Annotated in this window: 7 protein-coding genes; 6 read left to right on the top strand and 1 reads right to left on the bottom strand. The window is 65.6% G+C overall.

Going from position 1 to position 13843, the window contains the following annotated elements:
- Positions 1–716 precede the first annotated feature (716 nt).
- The gene (locus OG780_RS00125) at positions 717–1055 is read left to right on the top strand and encodes a MerR family transcriptional regulator (RefSeq protein WP_328443375.1); all 339 of its coding nucleotides are present in this window, start codon (positions 717–719) and stop codon (positions 1053–1055) included.
- A gap of 14 nt (positions 1056–1069) precedes the next feature.
- Here OG780_RS00125 and OG780_RS00120 read toward each other — a convergent pair whose 3' ends face one another.
- Positions 1070–1270, bottom strand: a complete 201-nt coding sequence (locus tag OG780_RS00120; protein WP_328443373.1) for a hypothetical protein — start codon at positions 1268–1270, stop codon at positions 1070–1072.
- A gap of 509 nt (positions 1271–1779) precedes the next feature.
- On the opposite strand from OG780_RS00120, the gene OG780_RS00115 reads away from it, so the two are divergent.
- The 5 genes from OG780_RS00115 to OG780_RS00095 all read left to right on the top strand — a co-directional run bounded on the left by OG780_RS00115 (position 1780) and on the right by OG780_RS00095 (position 13842).
- Positions 1780–1974, top strand: a complete 195-nt coding sequence (locus OG780_RS00115) for a hypothetical protein (RefSeq protein WP_328443371.1) — start codon at positions 1780–1782, stop codon at positions 1972–1974.
- Positions 1975–2964: 990 nt separating this feature from the next.
- Positions 2965–3201 carry a hypothetical protein gene (locus OG780_RS00110; RefSeq protein ID WP_328443369.1) on the top strand — a complete coding sequence of 79 codons (237 nt, stop codon included), beginning with the start codon at positions 2965–2967 and terminating at the stop codon, positions 3199–3201.
- A gap of 342 nt (positions 3202–3543) precedes the next feature.
- Positions 3544–5106, top strand: a complete 1563-nt coding sequence (locus OG780_RS00105) for an ISL3 family transposase (protein WP_328443367.1) — start codon at positions 3544–3546, stop codon at positions 5104–5106.
- Positions 5107–5314: 208 nt separating this feature from the next.
- Positions 5315–5872 (top strand): hypothetical protein, encoded by a 558-nt coding sequence (locus tag OG780_RS00100; protein WP_328443365.1) that lies wholly within the window; start codon positions 5315–5317, stop codon positions 5870–5872.
- Positions 5873–6744: 872 nt separating this feature from the next.
- The gene (locus tag OG780_RS00095; RefSeq protein WP_328443363.1) at positions 6745–13842 is read left to right on the top strand and encodes an RHS repeat-associated core domain-containing protein; all 7098 of its coding nucleotides are present in this window, start codon (positions 6745–6747) and stop codon (positions 13840–13842) included.
- Position 13843: the final 1 nt, after the last annotated feature.

Here is a 13843-nt window from a genome sequence, read left to right as displayed (position 1 = left end):
TTTCTCTTGTAGTCGAGATCAGCAGGGCCCGGCAGACACGAACTGCCAGGTAGCAGTACATGTAGTTGGAATGTGCAGGACGGTGCGGTGGTGGAGTTCCGAAGCCAGGGTTGTTGCAGGTCGGCGACGGGGCTGACGATCGGACCGGGTGGCTCGCAGTGATCAGGGGCCGCCGTGAGCAGGACCGCAGTTGAAGTTGCAGTACCCGTTAGTGCAGTTAGCGGTATCCAGCAGTGAAGGTATGTGAGTGGTTCCTCGGTGAAGGCGTCGGCTGCGGGCGCGCGCACCGGGAGGTTCGGCAGTGGGGTTCTAAGCCAGAGCAGACGCAGGACGGGCGACGGGGCTGGCTGCCGAAGAGTGACGCTTCCTCAGGTCACCAAGCAGTTCGCATCACCCGTAGTACAGAGCAGTGCGCAGTACCAGCAATAGACAGCGCCCCTCGAAGGCGCTGGATCAAGAGGGAAAGAACGGAGGAGCGAGGCGCCATCAGGATCGCCCGGGCGGAATGGCTGAGCCCGGGTACCGCAGGACATCGATAGTGAGGTGGTCTCCGGTCGAGCAACCGCGATCCCCGCACACGCTCTCACCCCCCGTGAGCTCGTGCGGAAACAGTAGGCCGGTGCAGTATCAGGGCCGGCAGATGGTGTAGCAGTTCCTTCGGGGCCCTGGCACACATGGTGCCAGGGCCCCTCCACGCGTTCCACGAGAGAGGTGCAATGACAGCAGACGACTCCTACGGCCGGCTCGACGACGACGACTACCCCGCCTACACGATGGGCCGGGCCGCCGAGATACTCGGCACCACCCAGGGCTTCCTCCGCGCGATCGGCGAAGCCCGCCTGATCACCCCGCTGCGCTCCGCGGGCGGCCATCGGCGCTACTCCCGCTACCAGCTGCGCATCGCAGCCCGCGCCCGCGAACTTGTCGACCAGGGCATGCCGATCGAGGCCGCGTGCCGCATCGTCATCCTCGAGGACCAGCTCGAAGAGGCCCAGCAGCTGAACGCCGCATACCGACGCGAGACCGAAACGGCAGACTCGACGACCGCTGTTTAAGGAGCGGTCTGCGGCTAGCTGGAGGCGTCAGCCCTCTGCTGCTCGTGGTGGTGCTTGAGCGCGTTACGGGCCGCGAGGACGTCGGCCCGTGCGAGGCTGTTCCAGTACGCGTGCGTGACGACCGGCGTGGCGAGTTCGACTTCCCGCGCCCGTAGCGGGGTGATCTCCGCCGCGTCCTGGGCGTCCCGGCCGGGGAAGGAGGGCCGGGACGACACCTGCTTAACGATTTCCATCGCCTGCGGACACGCACTGGGTGTGGTTTCGGCCGCCGCGGTCGGCGTGTGGCAGCACGGCCAATCCCCCTACCGCTCGCCCTACCGGTTTTTCTACCAGGTCCCCTACCGCCAGCCCTGACGGCACGTTCAGGGTTTGTGTGCAATTCAGGCCCCTTGAACAGCTCCGACCCGCGGTGCCGACAACCCTTTTCCCTCTCCTTCGTTCCTGGCTAGGCCCTTGGCCGTGGTGGGTGATGGTGGGGCGCAGACACGAGAAGCACGGTGGGTTCGGGAAAGAGCTCGGGCCCGGCCTGGTGGCTGTCGGGCGTCGGGCGGCGGCCCTCCCCGCTCGCCCCGGCCACGAGCCCGGCGCGAGGAAGGACCGGACGTGGGGCACGGGAGGCGGGGTCGGAGCGGCAAGCGCGGTCCACGGCGGGCTGCTCGTGTGCCGCACCCGCGGTACCCGTTCGGCTCACGCGGACTTCCGGGCGCGTCTCGTTGTTCATGGCATGACGATGCAGGACGTATCGAACAGCCGTGACGACAGCGGAGCCCACGCCCCCCTCAGGGTCTGCCTGTCGCCGTACAACAGCCTTCAAGCCCGGCTTGCGTTGCGAGGCCTGCTGGACGACACCCTCGCCGGCTTGCTGCTCCTGCACCCGCTCACGGGCGAGTACCCGAGATCGCCCCGGTCCTGGACATGATGCGGTGCACGGCTGTGGTTCGGGAAAGTCGTGGGGCGGCCCGGCCGCGAAGGGTGAGTCGGCACCGGGCCGCCGCAACCTCACCCTGCAACAGCAGGAGAACCGGCGCCACGCGGGCACCGCACAGGGATGAGGGCCCGAAGCGGATCTCTTGGGCTTCGGGCCCTCGGTCGGCGCGCAGTCTCAAGAGCGCTGATATCCCGCGCACCGATCGGCTTAACGACATCCTGCCGGGAGCGACACGGCACAGCATCTCCTTCCGCAGGCGGACGAGTGAGTTTCGTCGAGCACGGCCGGCGACGGGCGAGTCGTCGCCTCGAGGGCAGAGGGCAGCAGGATGATCTGGGTGTCACGTCACCTCTCACCCCCACGTGAGGCGATGCTCTGCCGCTGTGGTCAGCTCCGGCAGGACCGGGCGGTCGTCCCCTTGCCGAGGCGACCGCCCGGGAAACCATGTCCAACCGCAATAGGCGCCTGCTCTGGTGCTACTCGTCTCGGCGGTAGCCGCACACCCCGGAGGAAGCAGACCGGGGTCAGCGCCGAGTGACGATGAGTCCGACGGCCGTCAGGAGCACCGCTGCGACGCCCGCGGCCACACTCAGCGGCTGCGCGAGGGCGGGGTGCTGATAGGTCACGTACATTGCGATGCCGCTGATTAGGGCAGTCCGGGGGTGTCAGGCAGCTGACCCTGGAGGCGTTCAACTCCCGGGAACCGACCGCCTCCAGGAGGTGCCCGCCCTATACTCCGTTCACTGGGTGTGCTCAGCGCAGGCACACTGCAGGTTCGTCAGGCCGCACGCTGACTCCCTCTCCAGCAGGGCCGGGGCCCTTAAAAAAAAGCCCCTCAGTTTGTGGCTAGGTAGACGCGAATGTCGGATTTGACCGTCGTGTCATCGTGCACCGCCCTGAGGGGTCTTTCCCAATCGTTGTGGGGCCTGTAGCAGGCCCCGGGAACCTCTGAGGGCTTCGGTGAACCTGTACATCTCTCCGGTGAACGGTCTGATCTTCGTAGTCGGCTGCCTCGTCGGCTATGCCATCTACCGCCATTCCAAGAACAGCCAGCCTGGGCTGGAGACGAAGGGCGACCCGGTCGCGGCAATCGGGACCGTGCTCGTTGTTGTCACGCTGCTGGCGTTCCTGTTCGGGGCAGGAAACGGTCCGTCGGCGCCGGAGAACGGAAGTGAGCCTTCCGCGCCTCCCGCTTCGTCGGCCCCTGCGTCCCGATGACCGACACGAACCCGGGCCTCGAACTCCCGCCTAGTACTCGAGCGTCCTTCGGTTCGCCCCTGGGGGCCTCCCGTTCGGCACCGGCGCACCGGACGCGGTCGCCGCCCGAGTGATCTCCGCCGGCCCCGACCTCGCCGGGATCTCCGACGACCTCCTGACCCTGGTGACGTCCGCACTGGCCAAATCCCCGGAAGAGCGGCCCACGGCCGCCGCACTGGCCGGACTGGCTTTATCGGTGAGTCCTGGGTTCTGGCACACATTCCGTGAGGACGATCACCGGGGTTCTGCCACGGTGACGTACCGTCATCTGAGACCGTGGTGCGGTGTGATGACCTCATAGCGGTGCTGTTTCCGCACTTCAAAGCGGTTCTGGTGGAGCGGGTGTTCACGGAGTGCGGTGTGGTGCACATCGTTGTGAGAACCCTCGATGGCGCTGCTCCGTGCCCGGACTGTGAACTTCCGTCGAATCGTGTGCACAGCTGCTACGAGCGTCGCCTGGCCGATAGTCCGATCGGCGACCAGCCGGTGCTGATCGAGTTGACCGTGCGGCGCTTGTACTGCGGCAACGGCCTGTGCGGGCGTCGTACGTTCGTCGAGCAGGTCGCGGGGCTGACCTTCCGGTACGGGAGACGGACGCCTGCTTCGCGCCGGGTTCTGGAGGCCCTGGCCGTCGCGCTCGCAGGCCGCGCTGGCGCCCGGCTGGCCGTAACACTGCACAGTGCGGTCAGCCGGACGACGCTGCTGCGGCTGCTGATGGCCCTTCCTGATCCCTACTGGGAAGCGCCCAAGGTGCTCGGGGTCGATAATTTTGCCACCCGCCGTGGGCAGCACTACGGGACCGTGCTCATCGACTGCGAGACCCGCAAACCGCTCGCCCTGCTGCCAGGACGGGACGCGGGGACGCTGGCCACGTGGCTGCGTGAGCATCCTGGGATCGAGGTGATCTGCCGGGATCGTGCCGGCTCCTACGCTGAGGGCGCCCGCGTTGGGGCCCCACAGGCAGTCCAGGTCGTTGACCGCTTTCACCTGTGGCAGAACCTTGGCACCGCGGTGGAACAATGCGTGCGCCGGCACACCGTCTGCCTGCGGTCACCCGGCTCCGGCCTGGGTGAACTGCCGGATATTGAACCGCCGTCGGCAAGGGAGATGTCGCCGATCGAAGCCCGTATCCGTGAACGTCACGCCATCGTCCACGCGCTCCTCCACCAGGGCCATGGCATTCGAGAGATCGCTCGCGAGTTACACATGGGTGGAAACACGGTCCGCCGATGCGCCCGCGCGGCAACTCCTGAGGAGTTACTCGGCGGCCGACAGCAACCTCGGCCAAGCCAGCTCGACCCCTACAAGTCCCACCTGGACAAACGCTGGGCAGAAGGGGGCATCAACGCGATCCAGCTCCACTCCGAGCTCCAGGACCTCGGCTACCGCGGCAGCTACCAGATCATCAGCGACTATCTACGGCCACGACGCCGACGCCGTATCCGCGTCGTCGGGCCCGCGCCACCAGGACTCCGACAAGTCACTGGGTGGATCATGCGTCACCCCGACCGGCTCTCGGAGAGTGAGGGAAAACAGCTGACCGAAGTCCTTACCCGTTGCCCGGAGCTCGCGGCGGCCCACCGCCTTGTCCGCAGCTTCGCTGCCATCCTCACCACTCGCACCGGCCAGCATCTGAAGGAATGGGTCGTCAGCGCGCGAGCCGAGGAGCTTCCGGGCCTCCACTCTTTCGCCACCGGCCTGGAGAAGGACTGGGGCGCCGTCGTCCAGGGCCTGACGAGTCACTGGAACTCCGGTCCCGTCGAAGGCCGGGTCAACCACATCAAGATGGTCAAGCGCCAGATGTTCGGCCGCGCCAAGCTCCCGCTCCTCCGTAAACGGGTACTTCTCACCGCCGCCGCCCGATGACTGCCCTGGTCAGGCAGGACGAAGCCGTCGGAGTACGTACTCCGACGGCCAGCAGAGGGCTCGAACAACCATGTTGGTGACGACGAAGTACCCCGGGCTCACCCAACCGTCCTCTTTGCTCATAAGGCCCGAACCGTCCTCGCGGTAGTAGCGACGCAACATGCGGCGGCGCAACAGAGTCCCAGCCACAAACAGGACTGGAGCGGCAATGACTGCACCGACCGTCACGGCGAGCCTGACTGCCTGGATCCTGGCGACGCTCTCTATCCGCATCGCTCCAGTCTGCCGATCAGAAGAGACTCGTCCACCGCTCTCACGGAATGTGTGCCAGAACCCCGCTCTCAGTTACGAAGCCACCCGTGCTGGCCGCGGACATCAACACAGTCGTCGAGAACACAGCATCGATGCGCAGACCTACCCGGGCGCGTATGAGGGGGTGAAGCTGAGCTACGTCGCGTTCTCGGCGACGGGCAACAGCGACGAGGCCACAGGCCGCGACGCGTTCCTCACGACGGCCACAGCGGTCGGCAAGACCGGTGCGCATCGCAGCCGCTCCGAGGTTCTCCAGCAGCTCCGTGCCGGAGTCGAGGTCCCAGAGAGCACCGTCCAAGACCAAGTGCTCACCGTGTCCAGCCGGACGTTCACGGTGGCCGACTGGAATCGTGACATGGCGGCACGTGACCTGTGGATCTGTGACGCCCCGTCCAAGCCGGGGGGCAAAAAGGAATGCCATACGCCATCAAGACCTCCGTGGCCGTCGCCATGAGTCGGTGCCAGCGCGAACGCCACCCCAACGCAACCCCACGAGTACGCTCATGAGCGGCACAGGCCCCGCCCAGCGCAGTAGCTCCGGCGCCACCTGACCGGGCGGACCGGGCAAGCATCGCGCGCCGCCGATGGGTGCGTGGCTGGCGCGGGGTGTGGCGGTCATGTACAACCGCCGGTCGGCGGCACCTTCGGGCCGTCCGCGTCCCGGGCCACCACCTCGTACCCGGCACTGCGAGCAGCGGAACAGGTCAGTGGTGAACACGTATTGCTGTGCGCCGTCCCAGGTCCGGCTATAGCGGCCAGCGCGGCCCGGTGTTGAGCCGGGCCGCGCCATGGCAGTCACAGCTTCAGGAAGAACGCCAGGGCCATGAACGCGGCCACAGCGAGTCCGAGCGCCGGCACGAGGCTCGGGTAGAGCACGGCGACCAGACCGACGAACGCCCGGTCCCTCAACACGCGATTCTCGGTGTCCGTGCAGGCATTCCTCCACGGCTGCCGCCCGGAGGCATCCGGAGCACGAACCTCATGCCGCACACGACCGACAAGCGGACTGGTGCTTGTGCCTGAAGTGCAGGTCAGGGGCCTGCACTTGCAGGCTGTCTGGTTGTGGACAAGATCACAGCCTCTTGGGGCAACCCATGATCGAATCCTCTTTTCACACCTGATTCACAAGAACTACTGTCCCGGTTCACTGATCAAATTCCGGGCCACGCCGAGCCCACCGTGCTGATGGGCGTATTCGGCATGTCCGGAGGGCGGCAGAGGATTCATTGGACTGCCCTTGCACGAGCTGCAGGTGGCATGTGTGAGGGGGGTCGGGTGGCCGTAAGGCGCTCGCGTTTCCTATCGGTTGGGCTAGCCGGCGCTGTGATGGCTGGCTTGCTGTCGACGATGTCGGTGGTGTCGCCGGGCCAGGCGGCGGCTGCGGAGGATGCGATACCAGTCGTGCCGTCACAGTCGCTGGGCACGGTGCCAGACCAGCAGGCGGAAGAGGTCGGCAAGGCTCTGCCGAAGCCGGACTGGCCGACGGCGGCCGAGGCGACAGTGGATCTGTCGCAGGCGGACCCCGGCGATCCTGGCACAGTGACACCGAGTCCGTCCGCCTCGCCGTCGCAGGGCCAGGACGCGACCGAGGTCGCGGACGTCGTCGAGGTGGCACCCGTGCCCGAGGAGGAAGGGCCGGCCTCCCAGCTGGGCTCGGCACGCCTCACGGACGATGACGCCTCACCGTCCACGGACCCCGTCCCCTCGGACAGCCCCGAAGAGGCCAGCACGTCACCCGTGCCGGAAGCGAGCGTGACCTCCGAACCCGAGCCCTCCGACTCCGCATCGGACTCAGTCTCTCCTTCGGTTTCTGCTTCGACCGAGCCTGCCGACGACCCCGTGTCTCCCGAGCAGGTCGACGTGCGGGTACTGGACCGCGAGGACATCGCGCCGGCCGGAGGTGTTGGACTCGGTCTCCAGGTCACCCGCTCCGACGGAGTGGCTGAGCCCGGGCACGTACAGGTCAGGATCGACTACTCCGGCTTCAAGTACGCCTACGGTGGCGACTTCGCCTCCCGGCTGCGGCTGGTGAAGCTGCCAGCCTGCGCGTTGGAGACCCCCGACGCCGACGGCTGCACCAGCCGCGAATTCGTCCCCGTCGACAACGACACCGCCAAGGGCACGCTGACCGCGACCGTGGTCGCAGAGCCCGACAGCAGCGGCCTGTCCTCGCAGCTGGGGAGCGGTTCGGCCAGCGTGTACGCGGTCACCAGCAGCTCGTCTTCGGATGCGGGCGACTACCGGGCCTCGACGTTGTCGCCGACCGGCTCCTGGGATGTTTCGACTGGGTCGGGTGCCTTCGCCTACAGCCTGCCGGTGGACCTGCCCAAGCCGGTCATGGGGTCGGCGCCGTCGCTGGCGATGACGTACAACTCGCAGTCGGTGGACGGCCGCACCTCGGCCACCAACAACCAGGCCTCCTGGGTTGGTATGGGCTGGGACCTGAGCGTCGGGTTCATCGAGCGCCGCTACCGCAACTGCAGCCAGGACGGCACGGGCATCGGCGACCTGTGCTGGGACTCGCCGAACACCGCGACAGAGCCGGACGGCGCCGTCTACGTCATCAACCTCAACGGCGTCTCTTCCAAGCTCATCCAGGACGGCACCGGCACCGGCTCCTACCACGTGCAAGACGACCCGGGCTGGCGGGTGCAGCACCTGACCGGCGGGCACGGTGCGGACGACGAGTACTGGGTGATCTCCCCCCAGACCGGTCAGCGCTACTACTTCGGCTGGGGCCGCTCCGAGCGCACCGGCAGCGCGACAGCCTCGGTCTTCACCGTTCCGGTGGTGGGCAACAACACCGGCGAGCCCTGCCGTGACAAGTTCCCGGTGCCGTGCACGCAGGCCTGGCGGTGGAACCTGGACCGTGTCGTAGACGCCAACGAGGTCGAGGCCGTCTACTTCTACGACAAGGAAACCAACTACTACCGGTCCATCGCCGAACAGACCGACAAAGCCCGCTCCTACACCGCCGGCGGCTACCTGCGCGACATCCAGTACGGGTGGGCGACCCAGATCCCCGGCTCCAAGCCGACCGGCCGGGTCGAACTGACCCATGTGGGCCGCTGCGTGGAGCGGATGGCGGATGCGGACCCGCTGCGCAGCGAGCCGAAGCCCTGTCCGTCGATCTCTGGAAATCCATCGTCGTATCCGGACGTGCCCATCGATCTGATGTGCGATGGAAGCTCGACGGACTACTACTGCGCGGGCAAGACGTACTTCCCCACGTTCTTCACCAAGGACATGCTGTGGGACATCAAGACCTCTGTCCTGAACACGTCTGCCAACGGCTGGGATGTGGTGCAGCAGTACCAGACCAAGCACGGCCTGCCCAACCCGAGCGGCTCGATCGGCAAGACGCTGTGGCTGGACTACGTACAGCGCAAGGCGTACGGCACCGGCACGAACATCGTTCTGCCGGTCATCAACTTCAACGGCATCGACCTCGACAACCAGGTCGGCACCAAGGAGCTGAACTTCCGCCGTATCGAGTCGATCCACGGCGACCTCGGCGCGACCACCACCGTCACCTACGGCTCGCCCAACGCGTGCAGTTCCGACGCCTATCCCACGCAGTCGTCTAACGCCCAGGACTGCTACTGGCAGAAGTGGACCCCCGAGGGCGCCACTGATTCCACCACCGGCTGGTTCAAGAAGTTCCTGGTCACCAAGGTCACCGTCGACCCGACGGTGACCAGCAACCAGGACGGCGACCCGGAGATGACGACCACCTACGACTACCAGGGCGGGGCCGGCTGGCGCTTCACCAACGACCCTCTCACCAAGGACAGCGACGAGACCTGGTCGGACTGGCGCGGCTACCAGAAGGTCGAAGTCACCACTGGCACCGGCACCGTCAAGCACTCCACCTTCCACTGGCTCTACCGCGGCCTGGACGGCGACCGCACCGACAAGGACGACTCCTCCAAAACCCGCTCGGTCAGCGTCACCGACGGTGAAGGCACCTCCTACACCGACTCGCCCTGGCTGCAGGGCAACACGATCGAGACGTCGCAGCGGGACGACACTGGCAGCTCCCACGAGCGGGTGTTCCACAAGTACTGGGTCCACACCACCGCGACCTACGTCGGGTTGCCCGACGCCCGTTTCGTCCGGGAGACGGAAACCACCACGTCGACCAAGATCTCCACCGGCTGGCGTGATCACGTCGTCCAGAACGAGTTCGACGACGTCGCCACTGCCAACACGTACGGCCTGCCCTCTCGCGTCGACGACCAGGGCGAAAAGGGCGTCTCGGACAACCGCTGCACCACCTTCGGCCGCGCCTACAACGACGATCTCTTCGACGGCTCCAGCATCCAGCGCTGGCTGGTCGTCGTCGACGAGACCAGGCACTACAACACCGCCGGCTCCGGGTGCGATGGACGAGTCGCAGCCGGCAACACAGGCGCCAACCAGGACGGCTTCACCGAAACCTTCTACGACAGCGCCACCTCCGTCGCCGCCAACAACCCCGTCGACGGCAACCCGACCGAGACCCACACCTTTGCCTCGTCAGGATCGACCGACTTCCTGCAGACGAAGGCCCGCTACGACAGCGGCGGCCGGGTGGTGTGGAGCGAGGACGGCAGGGAGAACCGCACCACCACCACCTACAGCCCGAACGACAACTGGCCGGTCAACGGGATCATCACCACCACACCCGACCCCGACGGCCCGACCTTCCCGCTCGTTCCGCTGACCACCAAGGTCTACCTTTCCCGCTTCTGGGGTGTGCCGACGAAAACCGAGGATGTCAACGGGAAGATCACCACATACACGCTGGATGCCGCGGGACGCACCCTCGAGGTGTGGAAGCCCACCGAGACCGGCAGTTCACCGTCGCTGAAGTTCAGCTACAGCATCCCGACCTCCACGATTAGCGGGGTTCCGGACTCCGTTGACGGCTATTCGGGTGTGAGCGCCCAGACCCTTCAGTCCGGGAGCAGCTACCTGCCCACGTACTCCTACGTCGATGGCCTGGGCCGCGCCCTGGAGTCACAAGCGCCGGTGCCTGACGAGCACGACACCGGCCACCGCCAGGTGGCCGTCACCCGCTACGACACAGCTGGCAACGTCACCGGCACCTCCGCGGTCTTCCTCAACGGCGGGGTTCTGAGCTTCGGCGTCGGCGGTGGGCCCGCCAACCCTGCGGTGAAGGACCTGCCGTCCTATACGGACGTCACCATCGACTGGGCCGGGCGCACCACCGCCTCCAGAATCATGGTAGGCAACGGCACCGACTCCGTTGAATCGATGTACGGGTCGAGCACAGCCGCTTATTACGGCGACTACAACACCTTCATCCCTTCGGTCGGCGGTCCCACGGACACCTACACCAACGTGGACGGGCAGACCTCGAAGGTCGTCGAGCACAACGGAACTTCCGCGTTCACCACGCAGTACACCTACACCGACACCGGTCAGCTGAAGCAGATCAGCGACCCGCTCGGCAACAACACCATTTACACCTACGACTGGGCCGGCCAGCGCATCAAAACCGACGACCCAGACGCTGGCGTATCCACCGCCGAGTACAACAAAGCCGGGCAGATCACCAAAACAAGCAGCAACTACCCGACAGCCGACAGCGGCGGCACTCTCGGCACCCCGAAGACGGTTCTCACCTACGACTACGACACCCTGGGCCGCAAGATGTCTGTGACCAGCGGGGCCGATGAACTGGCCGCGTGGAGCTGGGACGGGCCGACCATCCCCGGCGGCAAGGGGCAGATCACCTCGGCCGTCAGCCGCGATACAAGCGGCAACACCTACACCACCAAGATCAACAACTTCGACGGCCGCGGCCGCCCGACCAGCACGACCGTCACCATCCCGGCCAACGTCACCGGGCTCGCCGGCGACTACACAACCGCCCTCACCTACGACGCCGCAGACCACGTCACCTCGGTGAAATACCCCGAGGGCCCCGCAGCCAGCGGGATGGACGCGGAGACCGTCACCACCAGCTACAACTCCTACGGACAGCCCGACAGCCTCACCTCCAGCCAGCAGACCTACGTCAGCGCCACCGCCTACGACCCGTACAGCCGCCTGCTCGACCGCTTCTACGGCAAGCCGACCAACCCCATCGATGGCCCCGGTGACGCTGTCACCACCAAGCGCTCGTACAGCTACCAGGACACCACCGGCACCCGCTGGCTGCAGGGCATCTCCACCACCACCACTGCCAACCAGCTCGTCACCGAATCACAGAAGGACACCTACGGCTACGACCGCAGCGGCAAGATCACAAGTCTGAAGGAAGAAGCCGACGGACAGCCCGTCCAGTCCCAGTGCTTCAACTATGACGATCAGGCCCGTCTCACCGACGCCTACACTCGCGCCGGCAGCTGCATATGGCCGTCGTACTCGGACTTCACCGGAACGTCCCCGTACCAGACCGCGTACAGCTACGACCGCCTTGGGAACCTGCAGTCCGTCAAGGACACCGACCACAGCGGCACGGACACCACCCGCGACTACCTCTACCCCGGATACAACGACTCCGGTACCTGGACCACCGCCAACGCCGACCAGCCCCACGGCATTCGCAAGATCAACCACATCACCACCAGCAACGACGTCAGCACCACCACCGGCACCGACACCCTCACCTACGACTACGACGGCACGATGCTCAAGCGCATCGAACCGAACGTCACCACCGACTACACCTGGACCAAGCTGGGCCAGCTCTCCACCGTCAAGGCAACCCCCACGACCGGCGGCAGCACCCTGACCCGCTACGTCTACGACGCCACCGGTGACCTCGCCGTCCGCACCACCCCCACAGAAACCGTCGCCTACATCGGCGGCATGGAACTGCGCAACGACGGCTCCCAGGTCAGCGCCACCCGGTACTACAGCATCGACGGAGCCACCGTCGCCATGCGCACCACCACCGGCAACACGAGCGCCGACGGCAAAGTCACCTACCTGATGGCCGACAACCAGGCCTCCACCCAACTCACGGTCGACGCCATCAGCGGCACTGCAACCCGCCGCCGTTACACCCCCTTCGGCGACGAACGCAGCGGCAGCCTGCCCACTGGCACCAGCAACGGCTTCCTGGGCAAAACCGAAGACACCAGCACCGGCCTGTCCCTCCTCGGAGCCCGCGCCTACGACCCCAACCTGGGACGCTTCCTCAGCCCAGACCCCCTCAGCGTCCCGTATGACCCGCAAAACCTTTCCGCTTACAGCTACAGCAACAACGACCCCATCAACTACTCCGACCCCAGCGGACTCAAGCCAGTCGGCCAATGCGGAACCGCCGGCCTCTGTTCGGACGGCACCAGGGAGAATTTCACCCAGAACGACGACGGCACCTGGAACGCGTATGAGGAAAAAAGAGATCCCATAGGTGATGACGGGTCGACCGTCACCACAATCACTATCTCGTCGGGTTCGACGCAAATGGTTTTCAAAGAAACCATGCTGGAAGGCGGGGCCACATTCCTAGGGGTCCTTCCGCAGGGAGAGAACCGCAGATTCAAGCAGGGTAAGGAACTCTTCAATTTCTTCGTCTTTGACTTCAGTCAGGCGGGACAGTGCGCCAAAGATCTGACCTGGAGCTGCACTGCCCAGATCACGATGAACCTCCCGGTTCTGAAGGTGCTACGACTGGCGAAGCTGTCGAAGATGGGGAAGCTCGCCCTTTCGGACTGCAAGTGCTTCCTGGCTGGCACAGACGTCCTCATGGCAGGCGGAAAAACAAAGGACATCGAGGATGTCAAGGTAGGCGATGAAGTAGTCGCGACCGACCCCGAGTCGGGTAAAACGGGCCGCCGCAAGGTGACCCAACTGATCGTCACCGACGATGACAAGAGCTTCAACGAGTTGTCTATCGCCACAGCCGACGGCGTTGAGAAACTTACGGCAACGTCCGGACACCCGTTCTGGTCCCCATCCGAAGGGAAATGGACCCCGGCTGGCAAGCTCAAATCGGGGATGACCCTGCTCACCGACGACGGCGACACGGTCATCATCACCGGTAACCGCAGCTACATCGGGCAAGCTCGTACCTACAACCTCACGGTCGACGGCCTTCACACGTACTATGTGCTGGCGGGCAAGACACCGGTCCTCGTTCACAATTCTGGTGGATGCCCCGACTTGGATGCTCTTTCGCAGAGCGGGATGCGTCCGGCTAAGGGGAATATGACTCATGCGGGACGCGAATATCAGAAGCATATGAACCGTGGGGATCTCCCCGTGGTTCCAGGTAAGCAGCTAAAATCCGCTGGCCAGGATCTGTTGGACGATATTCTGACCAACCCGAAGACCGCTAAGTCTCCTGTTAATTCTGGAAACTTCGCTGGCGGGACGCGGTACATCATGCCGGACCCCGCTGGTGGGCGCGGGATCGGCGCGACCTTCGATGCAAATGGGCAGTTCCAATACTTCGGGCGGTATTAGG

It is taken from the genome of Streptomyces sp. NBC_00386 (genome assembly GCF_036063235.1).
In the GTDB taxonomy this organism is placed as follows: Bacteria; Actinomycetota; Actinomycetes; order Streptomycetales; family Streptomycetaceae; genus Streptomyces.
The sequence above is the reverse complement of the archived record's forward strand: the minus strand, read 5'-3'. Positions and strand labels throughout refer to the sequence as shown.